The following is a 17820-nucleotide window of genomic DNA, read 5'->3' as shown; positions in this document are numbered from 1 at the left end:
CACCAGATTCAAAGTTTTTCTTATAATTGCCCTATAATCTCATCCATATTTCCAATATAAACTGGCTGCCATTTTTCTGTACCACGTTCTGCAGTATAAACCGGATAAGCGTCATCATCTATATTTACGAAAACTGGATCGCCCATATCCGTTTCATATCCAATTGTAATCCATCCTTCTTGCCACTTTCCGTTTTCTTCACTTATTAATGAATTTTTATGTTTATCGTATCGGTAACCGATTTGTCCTTTTTCTAATTCACTTTCACTAAACACATATATTTCATAAGTACCTAGCTCAATATCTTGCTGTTTTGAAGTTTCAATTCGTTTTAGAAGTTCTGCGATTTTTATTTGTTGTTTCATACGTCTATCCCCTTCTATTTTTCTAAATTTTAACTAGTTTGTTTATAAAATACAATATAGATTTTAAGAAAAAAGGTGACATCCTTATAATATGAATGATTTTTTGAATATATCTGTCAAAACTCTCAATATATCAACAATTTTTCAAATATATCTATCGTAACTCTACATATATCAACGATTTTTCAAATATATCTATCGTAACTCTACATATATCAACGATTTTTTAAATATATCTATCACAACTCTCAATATATCAACGATTTTTCAAATATATCTATCGTAACTCTACATATATCAACGATTTTTCAAATATATCTATCGTAACTCTACATATATCAACGATTTTTCAAATATATCTATCTTAACTCTACATATATCAACGATTTTTCAAATATATCTATCGTAACTCTACATATATCAACGATTTTTCAAATATATCTATCGTAACTCTACATATATCAACGATTCGACACGGAATATCGAATTACCAACAATGAATGCAAAAAAAAGAGAGGCTGTCCAAAAGGACAACCTCTCTTTTCTTATATCAATTAAAATTTAAACTCTTGTCCAACTTCAAAGCTATCTTCTAATACAAGAATACCTTTTTCTTGTGGAGCATCTGGAAGCTCTAATTCACGTGCAGAGCAGATCATTCCAGAAGAAGGAACACCGCGAAGCTCTGCTGGTTTAATTAACATACCACTTGGCATTACAGCGCCGATTTTTGCAACGACAACTTTTTGTCCTGCATCAACGTTTGGTGCACCACATACGATTTGTAATGTTTCTGTACCGATTTCTACTTTACAAATGTTTAGCTTATCAGCATTTGGATGTTTTTCTTTTTCAGCTACATAGCCTACAACAAATTTCGGAGAAAGATCTGCTTCTACTGTTTCTTCAAAGCCGTTCTTCGCTAAAATTTCGTTGATTTTCTCTACAAGCTCTTTCGTTAATGTAAGGTTGCCTGTTTCTTTTACTTCTAAGTAAGAAGATGCATTAAAGATGTTGAATCCTGCTGTCTCGTTGCTTTCACGATCGTATACGCGTGCAACATCTCCTTTGCGATCAAAAGTACGGTTCTCTAAAGTAATATCTTGTAAGGCAACAATTAAAGTGTCACCAATTCCTTCAAGGTTGTAAAAAACGTTCACTTCGTTCATCCTTTCTCTTTTCCATCTGTCTTCTTCCGATTTTTCGCTAAAATAAAGATTGGTTCAAATTCTCCATCTTCATATACGAATGAAAGTGATGTAATCGGAACATGCCCTTCGGCAAAAAATTTCATTGTCATTTGTGCAATAATATCATAACCGATTTCGTTGACGATATCAGCAATAATTAATACATCTTGGTGAGGAACAGCAACAACCATGTCACCAGAAATCTTTTCACGCATCGATTGTAGTAACGATTCGTTTAAAATACGAGTCGCGTCATACCCATCATTTGTGTTTAAAAAGTAGAATGTATTACCCGCTACTGTGTCTTGTTTAAATTCATAACCTAATGAGCGTGCGTTGAATAATGCCATTTCACGCACTTGCTGTTCTGTAAGTTCTAATTTTTGTAATAGACGCTCATCAATTAGTCGATACGTTTTATTCGAATCTAGCGCGTAGTAAATACGTGTTTCCGCCGTATGATCCGTCATAATAAACGGATTTCCTTCTTCTGCTTGTTTCGGGAAAGAAGTAGAGCGAATAACAGGTAAAATTTTCGCTCCGCTATTTTCTTCTTTATGCATCGCAATTAGCGCTTCTTGTACGTAATAAGCAACTTCTTCAATTGCCTTTTCCTTGTTCACTTCCCATTTTGCCACAACTCCTGGAAGCGATACGTTAATACCTTTTTTGGAGTCTTTTTGTTCAATACGTAAAACTTCTTTCTCACTATCATACTGAAAGTCCCATTCTGGGCGAGATAATTTCTTTATTAACTCATCTTTCATCTTTTTACTTGTCATCTTCATCTCTTTTTCCTCCCTTCCAAAAAAATAACCTCCCCCGCGAAGGTAGAGGTTGTTTTACAATTCAATTGGCAAATTGCCTTATTTTAAACCTTCAATGAACTCTTCGATTTGTTCTTGTGTTTTACGATCTTTGTTTACATAGCGACCAGTTTCTTCACCTTTATTGTACGCTACAAAGCTCGGAATGCCAAATACGTCTAATTTTACACATAGATCAATAAACTCATCACGATCTACATAGTAAAATGAGAAATCACTATATTTCTCTTCTACTTCTGGCATAAATGGATCTACAAAGCGGCAGTCTGGGCACCATTCTGCTGAGAACATAAAGACTACATTCTCTTCATTTTTTAACTGTTGGAATTGCTCCATGCTTTCTAATGACTTCATCTATATTTCCTCCTCTAACGGGTGCATTTTTCATGTTATAATCTTTCTTTTATACTACCATACATCGCGCACGGTGCAAGGTTTATGCTTGCTTTTTGTCATACTTATATTGCCCAACTAACAACTTAACAACGTGTACAAATAATTCCGTGCGGTCGACATAATCATCTGTAAAAATACCGATAGCACCTTCGTGACTACGAATATCTTTTCGCTGCACAAACTCTTCCATCACTTCGCTTAATTCCTTACCATCTTCAAGAGGTGCTAAAAAATCGTCTGGTAACGTAATACGCGCTCCTCCGGCCACAAATACTTTCCCATCCATTGTTGCTAGCGCGCCCCAGTTACACATAAATAAACCGTGCTCCGTTTTCATTACGCCGCCTTCTAGCCCAATACCAATTGGAGCTTCTCCTTCCTCTAGCGCTCGCTTCGCTCTATTAATCGCTCCTTGCATCGTCTCTTCATCTGAGAAAGGCTGAGCTGATACTCCTGACGGAACAGAAAGAGATGTAATTTCAGCATCTTTCCAAACCTTCTCCACAGCGCCAACCTTCGTTTTATTCTTTGATCCTACTACTACTTTCATTTCGTTCACCTCTATAAAAATTCATCATTCTATTCTAATATCCCTATCAGATACGAATTAAGCATCAACCACTACCACATATCACCAAGTCATCTATTCAGCCTAAAAAAGAAGGTTTTTTCTAGCAACATTACCGTCTTCAAAAACAAAAACAGCCTTCCTCTCACTTCCTACTTGGGGTCTTCATACATCATTCGAACACCAATTAAGCACTGACCACTCCCACTCATGGATGGGTCATCTATTCAATCTAAAAAAAGAAGGTTTTTTCTAACAACATTACCGTCTTCAAAAACAAAAACAGCCTTCCTCTCACTTCCTACTTGGAGTCTTCATACATCATTCGAACACCAATTAAGCACTGACCGCTCCCACTCATCGCTGGGTCATCTATTCAAGCTAAAAAAGAAGGTTTTTTCTAACAACATTACCGTCTTCAAAAACAAAAACAGCCTTCCTCTCTTTTCCTATCCAGGGTCTTAATACACCATTCGAGCACCAATTAGGCACTGACCATTCCCACTCATGGATAGGTCATCTATTCAAGCTAAAAAAAGAAAGGCTCTTCAGCCCTTCTTCCTCTCTACGCATTATTCTTAATTGTCTCTAACGTCGTTTTATCCGTTGCTCTTACAAGCTTCGTAATTAATTCTTTCGCCGCTGCATAATCATCAACATGTAAAATTGAAGCATGTGTATGAACGTAGCGTGCACAAACACCAATTACTGCTGATGGGATACCAGAGTTACTTGTATGTACACGGCCCGCATCTGTACCACCTTGTGAAATAAAGTATTGGTACGGAATGTTGTTTGTTTCTGCTGTATCTAAAATGAATTCGCGTATTCCTCTATGTGTTACCATCGTGCGATCGTAAATACGAAGAAGAGCACCTTTTCCTAATTGACCGAACTGTGTTTTGTCACCAGATGCATCGTTTGCTGGACTTGCATCAAGCGCATAGAAAATATCTGGTTGAATCATATTTGCAGCTGTTTGCGCTCCGCGGAGCCCTACTTCTTCTTGTACAGTAGCACCAGAATATAATGTATTTGGTAATGTTTCATCTTTTAATTCTTTTAATAATTCGATTGCAAGACCACATCCGTAACGGTTGTCCCAAGCTTTCGCCATAATTTTCTTCTCATTTGCCATCGGTGTAAACGGGCAGATTGGCACGATTTGTTGTCCTGGTTTTACACCAATCTCAATCGCATCTTCATAGCTATCTGCACCTATATCAATTAACATATTTTTTATATCCATCGGTTTTGCACGTTGCGCGTCACTTAATAAATGAGGAGGAATAGAACCAACAACCCCAATAACAGGACCATTCTTCGTCATAACTTGTACACGCTGTGCTAATAAAACTTGGCTCCACCAGCCGCCTAACGTTTGAAAACGAAGCATTCCGTTTTTCGTAATTTGCGTAACCATGAAACCTACTTCATCCATATGACCTGCTACAAGAACACGCGGGCCAGTTTCGTCCCCTTTTTTCAGACCAAATACGCTACCTAAACCGTCTTGTACAATTTCATCCGCATATTTGCTTAATTCTTGTTTCATAAAACGGCGTACATCATGTTCAAAACCTGATGCACCTTGTAATTCTGTTAACGTACGAAATAATTGTAATGTCTCTTTATTCACGAAGTCCCCTTCTTTCAAACCTTAGTAGAATACCTCTTTTATTGTAACGAAATTTTCGAAATGTTTCTAGTTTCTTCTTTTTTAGCTGTATTTGCTTTATAATTATTATCGGTACACTATTTTTATTTTATAGAATTGAGGTGAATATATGAGCTGGAAAGGTTTAGTAGCAGGTCTTGGCGTTGGGTTCGCAGCTGGTTATCTCGTTGCAAACAAAGTACAAGAACAATCCCATATTTCTTCAGAAAAAGCATTGAAAATGGTGAAACAAGCATTAAGTCATAAAGGTGAAATTACTGGCTCTTGGGTACATATGGTTCCAGAGACATTTGAAAAATATGATGTCGCATATGAAGTTTATCGCGGCGGTCTTACAACAATGTTAAATGATATACAAGAACGATTTGAATTTTTAGTTGATGCTAAAACAGGTACTGTTTTAGAGGTTATAGCAGCATAAAAAGGAGGGTTCCCATTAGGTGAACCTCTTATTTTTTAATTGTGGGTATTGATTAAAATTATATCAGCGATTTCCCAATTATATCGATTTATCAACAAAACCCGACAATAAAAAAGAGGCTGCTCCAATAAATATGATGGAACAACCTCCTATTTTTATGCTTCTATACTCGTTTTCCGTTCTATTTTTTCTACGATATGCCCTTCCTCATTCCACTTCACAGCGCGATAATATGCATCATGGTAAAACGTAAACCATGCCTCTTTTTCAGCACCATACTTCATCCACTTTTGCTTATTTTCAATCGAGGTCATCGGATAATCATCGTATGCCATTACCCATAATACATTTTGATGCGCATGCGTCGGTAAGAGATCCGCTAAGTGTAGCATCGTTTCCCCTTGACTCTCCAAAGCGATAACTGCATGTCCATCACTATGACCACCCGTACGCGCCATCTTGATTTCATCTGTAATTTCTATTTCTTGCTGGAACGTAACAACTTGATCTACAATTGGCTCCCAATTTTCCTTCCAATATGTATTACGTGATCTAATGTTTGGATTCCTCATTTCATTCCATTCTGTTTCACTTACGTAAACTTTCGCATTTGGAAATGACGGTACAAGGTGATCATCTTCCCATTTTGTTAGACCAGATGCATGATCAAAATGAAGATGTGTCATCAAGACGTAGTCGATATCTTCAGGCTTTAATCCTAATTTTTCTAATGATTCATAAACCGATGATTCTTCTGTTACACCTTGATTTCGTTTCATCTTCTCATTCAACTTACCGTTTCCTATCCCGGAATCAATGAGCATATTTCCATCTTTTGTTTGCAAAAGTAACGGATCTGTTCGTAAATAAATATGATTTGTATCATTATGTTTATATTTACGTGACCAAAGTACTTTCGGCACGACTCCAAACATTGCTCCTCCATCTAAATGTGTATTCCCGCCTTTTAACCACGTTACTTTTATATCTCCAATTTGTAACTGTTCCATTACACATCCCCCTTTTCAATTAATCTTAACATAAAATTCTGATTATTTTAGATGTAAAAAAACCTACGCATTACTGCATAGGCTCTGTACGATATTTTGCTTCAACTCGGTAAATACGATGACCTTTACTAGAGAATTTCTCTTCGTATTCAGTCATGATGTTACCTTCAAAGTCGCTGTTATGAAGATCTAAGCTTAAGTACGTTAGTAACATACCGTACTCAGCCATACTCATAAGAGAATATTCAAATAAACCTTGGTTATCTGTTTTGAAATGAATTTCTCCGCCTTCTACTAACACTTCTTCGTAATTACGTAAAAATGTTTTATACGTTAAACGACGCTTCGTATGACGTTTCTTTGGCCATGGATCTGAGAAGTTTAAATAAACGCGATCAATTTCACCTTTCGCAAAGAAAACTGTTAAATCTTCAGCATCTTTATTAATTAACTTTAAGTTTGGTAATTCTTCTTCAATTAATTTATCAAGTGCATCTACAACAACACTTGTGAATTTTTCAATTCCAATATAATTAATATGTGGATTCGCTTTCGCCATATCATACATGAAGCGGCCACGACCTGTACCTACTTCAATGTGAATTGGTTGTTCGTTTCCAAATACTTCTTTCCAGCTACCAGCGCGCTCCTCTGGGTTTCCGATTACGATATGTGAATATTCATTAATTCGATCCATTGCATACGGTTTATGTCTTAAACGCATAGATGTTTCCCTCTCTTTACATAGCTATTTTAAAGGAATAATTCCTTCTTTCTTTTTTAATCAATCTACCAAACAAAAAACCAAGTACGTACGAGCACTCGGTCCGTTTCTTTCAAGTATAAGATGTACCATTTTGATAAAAACTACATACAGCATTAAACATTCCATGACGAAACAGCTTTTTCTCTTACATTTGAAGAGAAAAACAATCGAAAGGATGATCCGTTCATGCCAATTAATCAACAACATCAATTAGAAGTGCTGAAAGATATTTTAGTCAACCACCAAAGTGATTGCTGCGGGACAGTTTCAGAATGCGAGCAATTAGAGCGCCTCATTCAATCGTTACTCGCAAACGATAATATAAGTAGTGACGCTAAAACAATGCTAAACGATGTATATTCTTATAGTCAATCGGGTAAATCTTCCTCTAATTTGGACAACCATATTTCCAATAATCAAGAACAACTTACTCAGTGGATTGCTGGAATGGACAATTTTTCTTAAGTATCATTCTGAAGCAAGTAGTTGCTGTAAATATTGATGCCAATATTCAGCTTCTGCTTGCTGTTTTTTTGTTGTATGCCATTGAATAGACAAAATCGTTTGTGCTATCACATACCATCTCATACGCCTAAGCAGCGATTCATCCATTTCAATATCATAGTAACCGAGCCACTCACTCCATTCCTGGCGCGGAATGTACCAATATAATAACATACCGAGGTCTAGAGCTGGGTCAGCAATTACAGCTCCATCCCAATCAATTAAAAACAATTCATCTTCATCCGACAATAGCCAGTTGTTATGGTTTACATCACAATGGCATACAACGAATTCATTGTATTCAATAGCTTTTAATGAATCCATTAAATATTGAAGGCCTTGCTGAATTGTTTCATCATCCCTTATATCTCCTCTTAAAACGAGTTGCAGTTGTTGTAATAACTCTTGTGCGTGAAGCGGCTGCTTCCCAAGTCTTTGAATCATCTGTACAAGCGCTTTAGAGGAGTGTATTTTCTTCAAAAGTTTCGCAACACGTTCTAGTTTCATATCCTCTGGCTCTAGCTTCTGTCCCGGAAGCCATTTTTGAGCAGAAATTACATCACCATTCGTTACCCTTCTTGTCCAAAGTAATTTTGGAACAATTCCTTCTGCTGACAATACCGCTAAAAAGGGCGATGTATTCCGCTTTAAAAATAACTTCTGTTGTCCGTTTTGCGCAATATATGCATCGCCCGTTACTCCACCAGCCGGTACAAGACTCCACTCTTTTCCTAATAATTGTTCCAACCATTCCATATTCATTACCCGTTAACAAATCCTTATCTTTTATAGTTATGAAAAGAAAAACCGCAACATTTCTACACATGTTGTGGATTCATATATTTTACTGTAAATGAAAAGAAAAATTAGCCTAAGCCAAAAATCCTCTATTTTATTTTACAAAACCTGTCATAGAATGACAACTTATCAAAATCGTCACCTTTGTCAATTCTACATTTATTACATTCTCATCGTCAAGTAGCGATTTGTCACATTATCGTCAATATATACGTGCTAATTGGAGCGAGCTTAAGTTCCTTTCCTCTAAATGAAGAAATTGGCTCTATTTTCGCTTCGTTTTCGTTTACTAACACATGCCACGTTGCTTCTTTCGGAAGTTGCACAGTTTTAGCTTCTAAACCGCTATTAAATAAGACGATAATCTCTTTCCACGGCCCAAACGTTTCTACATGCTCTAGGTGATATGCAAGTACTTCTGTAGATGTTTGTAAAAAAGTCATATGTTTTTTTATAAGGTCTGCGCTTTGTAATCGGAATGCCCCATGCTCTTTACGAATCGCAATTAAACCTTTTATATAGTTAACGGTCTCTATCTCTATCTCTTTCTCTTTTTGATCCCAATCTAATTGATTGATCTCATCATTTGCATTATAACTATTTTCATTTCCTTTCTTCGTACGATAAAACTCTTGCCCTGCGTGTAAGAAAGGAATGCCTTGTGAAAGAATAACCATTGCGCTCGCTAACAGGTGACGTTTTTTCAAAATCGTTTCTGATTCTTCATTACTGCGCACTAGTTTATCCCACATCGTCATATTATCATGACATTCTACATAGTTAATGCTTTGCGCTGGCTCTAGAAACAGCCCTGTTTCTTTCATACTTAAAAGACTTCCTGCTGCAATATACTGCAAATGATTACAGTCTACATGCCCACCAAATGCAAAACCACGCTTATTTATATGAAAGGTACTCCCTTTTATCCCATCACGAAATTGATCATTAAACTGCGCGATATGTGGCATTTTCTTCGCATTATTTAACGTTGCTTTTTCCTCACGAGGAAGCGGTGTTTGTAAATCCCATCCTTCTCCTAATAACAAAGCATCTCTTTTTATGTTTCGCACTTCTTTTTCTATCATATTCATTGTATCAACATCTAAAATTCCCATTAAGTCGAATCGGAATCCATCGACATTGTATTCAGTAAGCCAATATAAAATAGACTCTACAATGAATTTCCTCATCATTTTCCGTTCAGACGCTATATCATTTCCGACTCCCGTCCCATTAGAAGGCATACCATCTTCACCATGACGAAAATAATATCCTGGAACAAGCTTTTCAAATGATGATAGCTCTCTTTCATAAACATGATTATATACAACATCTATAATCACCCTAATACCTTGTTTATGAAATGTTTCAATTAGTTGTTTGCACTCAACTATCCTGTTATACGGATCAGAGGGGTTTGTAGCATAATATCCTGTTGGTGCATTGTAATATAATGGATTATATCCCCAATTATAGGCGGACGAAGGATTCGCCTCATCTACACCACCGAAACAATATAAAGGTAATAGTTCAACATGTGTAACACCTAAATCTTTTATATGAGACAACCCTGTTAATGTCCCATTCCGTCCTGTTGTTCCCTCTTCCATCAATCCTTTATATGTTCCCTTTTGAATTACTCCACTATTTGGATGTATAGTCGCATCACGAATATGCAGTTCATACAATATGGCATCTGTCATTGATTGTAATGTTGGTAATCCCTCTCGTCTTGTTACATTCGTTTTTTCTAAATTGATAACAACACCATGTTTTCCATTTACCGTCACCGACTTTGCATAAGGATCCACAGCTTCGTTCCATATTAAATTAATACAAACAAGAAATGTATAGCGTGCTCCGTCTAAATCACCTTGTAATGTTTGAATCCAAACTCCGTTTTCTCCCCTGTACATTTCATGATCGGCATATTCTTTATCGCTCTTATAAATTCTTACTTTCGCAAGCCTTGCAGTTGGGGCCCATACTTTAAATGTCGTTTCTTCTTTTTGATAAACAGCACCTAAATCTGTACCTTCGTAATAATACTTTTCATCGAAAATTTTTGTTCGAATAACAGCACCTATTTGTAAATCAGTTTCTTCATTCCGTTCATCTCGTACTGTATAATACTTCCCCACATCTAGCGGCTCTTCTATAAAGCACTCATACTTCGTTGCATCTGGAAGCGCAATCGTATGAGCAATCGGTAAATCTTTCACATTACTTCCTTCTTGCAAACGAAATGTCCGACTTGTTCCATACGCATGTGGGAGCAAAATTGTAATTTTATTCATTTCATCTAAATAGGCATCAAATGGACGTTTTACTTTCAACATAAAAAAATCACCATCATTCTCAAAGTTAAAATAAAGTGAAACTTTAATGAGCGAGAAAATTTCTCCATCCTCACTTATTATTAGCCTTCACCAATTAGGCGAGATAAAATGAGCTGCAAATGATAAGGCTTTTCTTATCAACAAGACTCTATACAGTAACTCCATTCTTCTCTATAGTATATTCACCTGCATAAAAAACGTTTTCAACATTCTATTTTTGTAATTTTATTTCAGCAATCGATTTATACTTCGGGGTTTCTTTCACGTGGGATTCGTATAAAGTAATTGTATCTGCTTGAAATGATATTTCAGGCACTTCTTTTATACTTTCTAAACGAAACTTTTCTTCTCCTATCCATTTACGAGCAACGGTAATATGCGGGTGATATGGGCGTGTTTCTAGAGAAAATCCATTTTCTTCACAAATGGCATGTATTTGCTTTTGCAACTGAAACAAATCGTGATTCTCACTTACCTTCGCCCAAAAAATACGAGGCTGATCTTCCCTACCAAACGTTGAAAAACCTTGTAATGTGAACGATAGTTCTTTTGTTTCTGCAATTGTTTGTAATCCATTCTTTATTCCCTCTAGCTGTTCCTCCGTTGCACTCCCTAAAAATGAAAGGGTAATATGATAGTCTTCTTTATGTACCCATGAACGAAATTGTAATTCCTCTTGCATGTCCTCTTTATAGTTAGACAGCATTTCTTTTATATGATTCGGTAACGTAATTGCGACAAAATAATGCAGTTCCATGTACATCTTCTCCTTCTTTCTATTGTTGCTTTTCTTTCTTATCTCATTCAGGTAAAAAGAAGCCGCTCTCCAAAATAGAGAGCGGACATTATTTATATATCCATTACTTCGCTAATTCATGAATTGCTTGCGCGTAAATTGCTGTTGCTTTTAATAAGTCTTCAATTTCGATATACTCATCTTTTTGATGCGCAAGTTCTTCTTTTCCAGGGAATAGCGGGCCAAATGCCACACCAGCTTTTAATGAACGAGCATAAGTACCGCCGCCGATTGCTAATAGTTCTGCTTTTTCACCTGTTTGTTCTTCATACACACGTTGTAACGTACGGATTAATACGTGATCTTTATCGACGTGATGCGGGCGAGAATTAGAATAGTCAGCCACTTCAAAACCATGCGTACCAACATATGCTTTCAACTTCACAATTGTTTCTTCAAAGTTAGTTGTAACTGGGTAACGTACGTTTAGCCCTAAGTTACCACCGTTTTCTTTCGTATAAGAAATGCGACCGACATTCACTGTTAACGGACCGCTAATTTCATCTTTATAAGCAATAGTAGCTTTTTCACCAAAAATATCACCAGTAAATGTTTCTGTTGCAAATGTCGCAAATGCAGTTGCTTTTCCATCAAGTGAAACTGTAGTTAAGAAGTTTGCTAATAATAAACCTGCATTTTCTCCTTTTTCAGGAGTAGATCCATGCGCTGAAATTCCTTCTATTTGCAACGTCACTGTATTTCCTTCTATAGTCGATTTCCCTATTTTTTTAGCAGTTTGTAAATACTCTTCATATGCTACTGTAAGTGCATTTACATCTTCTCCTGTAATAACCGCTTCTGCAAAATCAGGAACCATATTTAAACGGCGCCCTGAATCAAATGAAACAAGTTCATATGTACCTTTTTTCTCTTCACTACCATTTTGCACAACTTGTATATCAGAAATTCCTTTTTCTGCATTAATAATTGGAAAATCCGCGTCTGGCGCAAAACCGATTGTTGGCATTTCTTCGTTTTTAAAGTAGTGATCTACACATTTCCAATTGCTTTCCTCATCTGTTCCTATAATCATACGAACACGTTTGGAAAGAGGTAAGCCTAATTCTTTCACAATTTTCATCGCATAATATGCTGCCATCGTTGGGCCTTTATCGTCAATTGCACCACGTGCAAAAATCTTTCCGTCGCGAATATCTGCACTATATGCAGGAGTCGTCCAGCCATCTCCTTCTGGTACAACGTCAACGTGACAGAGAATACCTACTAATTCTTCTCCTTGCCCCATTTCAAGATGACCTGCATATCCTTCTAAATTTTTAGAAGTAAAACCTTCAGTTTCTCCTTTAAGTAACATGAAAGATAAAGCTTTTTCTACACCTTCACCGAATGGTGCGCCCTCTTTCGCAGATTCTTCTTCCCATACACTTTTAATTTGTAAAAATTGTTGTGTATCACGAATTAAATCATCTTTTCGTTTCGCAACTTCTTCTGTCCAATTAATTGCTGACATCACGCATCCATCCTTCACTATATTGTTTCTTTCATCATAACAAACCGAAATCTCTTATGCCATACACGAAAACTAAATACCGAACAATTGTAATATTTCAGATATTTCTTATTAGTTTTTCTTTTGTTTTTTCAAAAAAATTTGCAGGAATTTGGCGTTTTACGTAGAATTTTATGTGTTAGTTGACTGACCATATATACAATGTCAACTACCAATATTTTTCTATATGAATATTTGTTAAATTTCTGTAAAATTTAAGTAGATTAAAGCATGAATTTTATCATGTAGAGTACAATGGTAGTAACGACCTTCTTTCCTGAATGGGGTCAAAAAAACTAGTAGAGGAGTGGTTTTCTCTTGAAACCTACAACTACTCGTATGCTAACACGCATTAAATCAATTTATATGTACATCAATGAAAACGGAACGGTAACGACGAAAGACCTTGTAGATGAGTTCGGGATCACACCGCGAACGATACAACGTGATCTAAATGTGTTGCAGTTTAATGAACTCGTGTATAGCCCTTGCCGCGGTAAGTGGACAACAACAGGAAAGAAAGTGAGAATGACCTCATAACGAAAAATAATTGTATGGTAAATAAATACATACCCCTTTCTAATAATTAGAAAGGGGTCTTTTCTGCGCCTATAAAGGTAGGTACTACTTTTCAGTATCTACTTGATATGTTTTTAACATTTCTACTTCTTCATCTGTTAGCTCTCGGTATTGTCCAAGTTCTAGTTCTTCATCTAATACTAACGGACCCATCTCTGTTCTCTTTAGGTAGACTACTTTTTTTCCTACCGCTTCAAACATACGCTTCACTTGATGGAATTTCCCTTCCGTAATCACAAGCTCAATTTCAGAAATATCATCGCTTTTCAATATTGTAAGTGCACCTGGCTTTGTTTCATAGCCATCGTCTAAAATAACACCTTTAGCAAATTCTTTTACATCCTCTTCTGTTACTACTCCTGCAACGTGTGCATAATATTTTTTCGGCACATGCTTTTTCGGAGATAATAATTGATGTGATAACTTCCCATCATTTGTTATCAATAGGAAGCCTTCCGTATCGATATCAAGTCGTCCAACTGGGAACGGATCAAAGATTGCATCTTCTAATTCTAATAAATCTATTACTGTTTCATGATTATCATCTTCCGTCGCTGAAATAACACCTTGTGGTTTATGCATCATTAAGTAAACAAATTCTTTGTATTCCACAACTTCACCGTGAATCATAACTTCTTGCTCTTCTACATTTACATGAACTTTCGCATCTTTTACTGGCGTTCCATCAATTTTCACAACGCCATCTTTCAATAATTTCTTTACTTCTTTTCTACTTCCATATCCCATATTTGCTAATAATTTATCTAATCTCACGTTTTTCACCTTCTTTATTTATCATAGAAAAGGGGACGTAATTACGCCCCTCTTGATTTCAACTTTATTTTAAATCTACTACCAAGTTTACGTTGAATTTTATCTAATGCTTCTCCACCAAATACTCTTTCAAGTACTCCTGTGCGAATTGCTAACAATCCGTAAACAAGACCGCCAATACCTGCACAAATCGCAACTGTTATAAGAGCACCAATACGGCCATCAGGCGAAATCATGAAGGATAGAATCCATTGTGATAGTTTTACAGCAACGACCATTATAAGTGTCAGTACTGCAATTTGGAATGTTCTTTTATATACAACACCGAATGAATAGTGTGCGTATTTTTTAATTTGTTGATTTGTGTACCAAACAGAAGCTAAGAAACCAACTGCTGTCGCTAGAATTGCTCCTACTGTACCGAAATAACGAATAAAGATTACGTTACATACAAATTTCAAAATAACGCCCATTATAAGCGCAATAATCGCATGCTTCTGCTGGTTAATACCTTGCAGGATTGCCGCTGTTACTGTAAATAAAGCGAATAACAACGCAACTGGTGCATACCACATTAATACTTGTCCACCTAGTGGATCTGAATCGTAAAACGCAGTATAAATTGGATATGCAAGTGAAGAAATACCGACAACTGCTGGCAATGTTAAAAACATATTTGCCTGGAATGTTTGTGTAATTTGTAATTTCAAATAGCGGTATTGTTTTTCAGTAAATGATTTTGTAATTGCTGGTACAAGCGTTAAACTAAACGCTGTTGCAAGTGATACAGGAATCATAATTAACTTATGCGTCCACATTGTGAAAATACCGAGAGCTCGCTCTGCGATATCACCTTGACCAATCGCCTGCATAATTGAGTTAAATGTCAATGTATCAATTTGTTGATATAAAGGAATTGTTAACCCAATTACAACGTAAGGAATCGCATATGCAAATAACTCTTTAAACAATTGAACGGTGCTTACTGTTGATTCTGGTACAGTTTGTTCAATTAAATATTGATCCAAATATTTTTTACGTTTTAGCCAGTACCAAATTAACACACCGAGTGCTCCAACCGCTGAAACGAACGCAGCAAATGTCGCTACTCCAACTGCTGTTGCAACTGTACCGCCAAGTACTTTAATAACGATAAAACTACCTGCTAATAAAAAGACGATACGAATAATTTGTTCAATAATTTGTGAAACGGTAGTTGGTCCCATAGACTGGTGACCTTGGAAATAACCACGAATTAAACTCGCTGCTGGTACAACAATAAGCGCGAAACTTACAAGACGAATGATCGTCGTAACTTCTCCTACATTATTGTGTATACTTTGTTTACCAAGCATCGCTTCTGCAAACAATGGCGCCGTCATGTACAGTACTAGGAACGAAAGAACTCCTGTTACTATCATCATAACCATTCCCGAGCGGAACATTCTCCGGCTCGTTTTATAATCGCCAAGCGCATTATATTTGGAAACAAATTTTGAAACAGCAAGTGGCACACCTGCCGTTGCGATACTTAAAAAGATCGTATATGGAATGTATCCATATGTATAGAGCGTTCCGCCTTCTGTTCCTACTAATGCATGAAACGGAAAGACGTAAATCATGCCTAAGAACTTTACTAAAAATGTCCCTAGCGTAACAATAAGCGTTCCGCGCAGAAATTTCGAATCGGACATACAAAAATCCTCCTACATCTACATAAAGTGAAACTATAATTAGTTGGAGACTTCTCTCCTACTCCTTATTAGTTGAACCATTCGAGCATTTACAGGCTAACAGACTCCCTATTTACTTCTCCTAAATCTTGAGGTTTTAGTCTTATCGCCTACAAATGGCAGGATAGTGCTGAACTCTAACTTTTGTATTGTACCACAATTCTCTCATTAAGCAGTACTTCACTCTATTTTTCTTTTAAGGGAAAACATGCTATTCTTTTAGGCAGGAAATGTAGAAAATGAGGTCGATATATTATGCATTATGATGTTATTGTCATCGGCGGCGGTCCTTCTGGGCTAATGGCTGCAATTGGTGCTGCAGAAGAAGGCGCAAATGTCTTACTTCTTGATAAAGGAAATAAACTTGGGCGTAAACTTGCAATTTCTGGTGGCGGACGCTGTAACGTAACGAACCGTCTACCACTTGATGAAATTGTTAAACATATACCAGGAAACGGTCGCTTCTTATACAGCGCTTTTTCTATTTTTAATAATGAAGATATTATTACATTCTTCGAAAATCTCGGTGTTAAATTGAAAGAAGAAGACCACGGTCGCATGTTCCCTGTGTCAAACAAAGCACAATCTGTTGTAGACGCACTTTTAACACGATTAAAAGACTTAGGTGTAAAAATTCGTACAAATACGCCTGTTGAAACGATTGAATATGAAAATGGTCAAACAAAAGCAGTTATACTGCAAACAGGCGAAGTGTTAGAAACAAATCACGTCGTTATCGCTGTTGGCGGAAAATCAGTTCCTCAAACTGGATCTACTGGAGACGGATATGCTTGGGCTGAAAAAGCGGGTCATACAATCACAGAATTATTCCCAACAGAAGTACCTATCCTTTCAAACGAGCCGTTTATACGTGACCGCTCATTACAAGGTCTTGCTTTACGTGATATAAACTTAAGTGTATTAAACCCGAAAGGAAAAGCTATCATTTCTCACAAAATGGACATGCTCTTCACTCATTTCGGCCTATCTGGACCTGCTGCTCTTCGCTGTAGCCAATTCGTCGTGAAAGCACTGAAAAAGTTTAAAACGAATACAATACAAATGAGTATTGATGCATTGCCAGAGGAAAATAGTGAGCAACTGTTTCAGCGCATGCTGAAACAAATGAAAGAAGATCCAAAAAAAGGAATTAAAAACGTTTTAAAAGGTTATGTTCCTGAACGTTACTTCCTATTCTTATTAGAAAAAAATGAAATTGACGGCAGCGAACAAGCTGGACAAGTTTCTCACGAAAAGATTCGTGCACTTGTGAAAGACTTTAAAGAGTTTACTGTGAATGTAAATGGTACGCAGTCAATTGAAAAAGCATTCGTTACTGGCGGCGGTGTATCCGTGAAAGAAATTAATCCGAAAGAAATGTCTTCTAAATTTACGAACGGCTTATATTTCTGCGGAGAAGTTCTTGATATTCATGGTTATACTGGTGGCTATAATATTACATCAGCCCTTGTTACTGGTAGAATTGCCGGAACGACAGCTGGAGAAAACGCGAAAATGCAGTATTAAAAAAAAGAAACAGGGATTCCTGTTTCTTTTTTTATAGGT

The 17820-nt window shown here is 36.6% G+C and carries 18 protein-coding genes; 4 read left to right on the top strand and 14 right to left on the bottom strand.

Annotated features, from left to right (window positions below; translation table 11 throughout):
* Positions 1 to 20: 20 nt before the first annotated feature.
* From HMAS_RS01060 to HMAS_RS01030, 6 genes are all read right to left on the bottom strand, one after another.
* On the bottom strand, positions 21 to 365 hold the full coding sequence (locus HMAS_RS01060; protein ID WP_000813166.1) for a hypothetical protein: 345 nt from the start codon (positions 363 to 365) through the stop codon (positions 21 to 23).
* Positions 366 to 919: 554 nt separating this feature from the next.
* Positions 920 to 1534 (bottom strand): YtpR family tRNA-binding protein, encoded by a 615-nt coding sequence (gene ytpR, locus HMAS_RS01050; protein WP_001006761.1) that lies wholly within the window; start codon positions 1532 to 1534, stop codon positions 920 to 922.
* Positions 1531 to 2343: a DUF1444 domain-containing protein gene (locus HMAS_RS01045; protein ID WP_000784588.1), complete on the bottom strand. Its 813-nt coding sequence runs from the start codon at positions 2341 to 2343 to the stop codon at positions 1531 to 1533. The genes ytpR and HMAS_RS01045 overlap by 4 nt, the downstream gene beginning before the upstream one ends.
* 78 nt (positions 2344 to 2421) lie before the next feature.
* Entirely contained in the window at positions 2422 to 2736 is a 315-nt protein-coding gene (locus HMAS_RS01040; protein WP_000838193.1) for a thioredoxin family protein, read from the bottom strand.
* Between the two features lie 82 nt (positions 2737 to 2818).
* Positions 2819 to 3328: a DUF84 family protein gene (locus HMAS_RS01035; protein ID WP_000869940.1), complete on the bottom strand. Its 510-nt coding sequence runs from the start codon at positions 3326 to 3328 to the stop codon at positions 2819 to 2821.
* 583 nt (positions 3329 to 3911) lie between these two features.
* Positions 3912 to 4985, bottom strand: coding sequence for a M42 family metallopeptidase (locus tag HMAS_RS01030; RefSeq protein ID WP_001031513.1), 1074 nt, complete (start codon positions 4983 to 4985; stop codon positions 3912 to 3914).
* A gap of 148 nt (positions 4986 to 5133) precedes the next feature.
* On the opposite strand from HMAS_RS01030, the gene HMAS_RS01025 reads away from it, so the two are divergent.
* On the top strand, positions 5134 to 5445 hold the full coding sequence (locus HMAS_RS01025; RefSeq protein WP_000118543.1) for a PepSY domain-containing protein: 312 nt from the start codon (positions 5134 to 5136) through the stop codon (positions 5443 to 5445).
* 155 nt (positions 5446 to 5600) lie between these two features.
* Here HMAS_RS01025 and HMAS_RS01020 read toward each other — a convergent pair whose 3' ends face one another.
* Positions 5601 to 6455: a YtnP family quorum-quenching lactonase gene (locus HMAS_RS01020; RefSeq protein ID WP_000436855.1), complete on the bottom strand. Its 855-nt coding sequence runs from the start codon at positions 6453 to 6455 to the stop codon at positions 5601 to 5603.
* Between the two features lie 70 nt (positions 6456 to 6525).
* Positions 6526 to 7179 (bottom strand): tRNA (guanosine(46)-N7)-methyltransferase TrmB, encoded by a 654-nt coding sequence (trmB, locus tag HMAS_RS01015; protein ID WP_001239385.1) that lies wholly within the window; start codon positions 7177 to 7179, stop codon positions 6526 to 6528.
* Between the two features lie 228 nt (positions 7180 to 7407).
* On the opposite strand from trmB, the gene HMAS_RS01010 reads away from it, so the two are divergent.
* Positions 7408 to 7686: a YtzH-like family protein gene (locus HMAS_RS01010; protein ID WP_001122235.1), complete on the top strand. Its 279-nt coding sequence runs from the start codon at positions 7408 to 7410 to the stop codon at positions 7684 to 7686.
* Between the two features lie 3 nt (positions 7687 to 7689).
* On the opposite strand, the gene HMAS_RS01005 is transcribed toward HMAS_RS01010, so the two are convergent.
* From HMAS_RS01005 to pepV, 4 genes are all read right to left on the bottom strand, one after another.
* Positions 7690 to 8487, bottom strand: a complete 798-nt coding sequence (locus HMAS_RS01005; protein ID WP_001986674.1) for a phosphotransferase family protein — start codon at positions 8485 to 8487, stop codon at positions 7690 to 7692.
* Positions 8488 to 8714: 227 nt separating this feature from the next.
* The gene (pulA, locus tag HMAS_RS01000) at positions 8715 to 10862 is read right to left on the bottom strand and encodes a type I pullulanase (protein ID WP_116344670.1); all 2148 of its coding nucleotides are present in this window, start codon (positions 10860 to 10862) and stop codon (positions 8715 to 8717) included.
* Between the two features lie 211 nt (positions 10863 to 11073).
* Positions 11074 to 11619 (bottom strand): RNA 2',3'-cyclic phosphodiesterase, encoded by a 546-nt coding sequence (gene thpR / locus HMAS_RS00995; protein ID WP_000418984.1) that lies wholly within the window; start codon positions 11617 to 11619, stop codon positions 11074 to 11076.
* Positions 11620 to 11722: 103 nt separating this feature from the next.
* A complete protein-coding gene (pepV, locus tag HMAS_RS00990) occupies positions 11723 to 13129 on the bottom strand; it encodes a dipeptidase PepV (RefSeq protein WP_116344669.1) in 1407 nt (468 codons plus the stop codon).
* A gap of 357 nt (positions 13130 to 13486) precedes the next feature.
* Between pepV and HMAS_RS00985 the strand changes: the two genes are divergently transcribed.
* Positions 13487 to 13708 carry a DeoR family transcriptional regulator gene (locus HMAS_RS00985; RefSeq protein ID WP_000805512.1) on the top strand — a complete coding sequence of 74 codons (222 nt, stop codon included), beginning with the start codon at positions 13487 to 13489 and terminating at the stop codon, positions 13706 to 13708.
* An 84-nt stretch (positions 13709 to 13792) separates the two neighbouring features.
* On the opposite strand, the gene HMAS_RS00980 is transcribed toward HMAS_RS00985, so the two are convergent.
* Both HMAS_RS00980 and HMAS_RS00975 read right to left on the bottom strand, forming a co-directional pair.
* Entirely contained in the window at positions 13793 to 14521 is a 729-nt protein-coding gene (locus HMAS_RS00980) for a pseudouridine synthase (RefSeq protein ID WP_001234947.1), read from the bottom strand.
* A gap of 41 nt (positions 14522 to 14562) precedes the next feature.
* Positions 14563 to 16215 (bottom strand): putative polysaccharide biosynthesis protein, encoded by a 1653-nt coding sequence (locus tag HMAS_RS00975; RefSeq protein WP_001284028.1) that lies wholly within the window; start codon positions 16213 to 16215, stop codon positions 14563 to 14565.
* Positions 16216 to 16509: 294 nt separating this feature from the next.
* Here HMAS_RS00975 and HMAS_RS00970 point away from each other — a divergent pair, with 294 nt between their 5' ends.
* The gene (locus tag HMAS_RS00970; RefSeq protein ID WP_000558859.1) at positions 16510 to 17781 is read left to right on the top strand and encodes an NAD(P)/FAD-dependent oxidoreductase; all 1272 of its coding nucleotides are present in this window, start codon (positions 16510 to 16512) and stop codon (positions 17779 to 17781) included.
* The last annotated feature ends 39 nt before the right edge of the window (positions 17782 to 17820 follow it).

It is taken from the genome of Bacillus sp. HMA207 (genome assembly GCF_003402455.1).
Lineage (GTDB): Bacteria > Bacillota > Bacilli > Bacillales > Bacillaceae_G > Bacillus_A > Bacillus_A cereus.
Note: the sequence above shows the minus strand (reverse complement) of the source record. Positions and strands in the feature narration are given on the sequence as shown.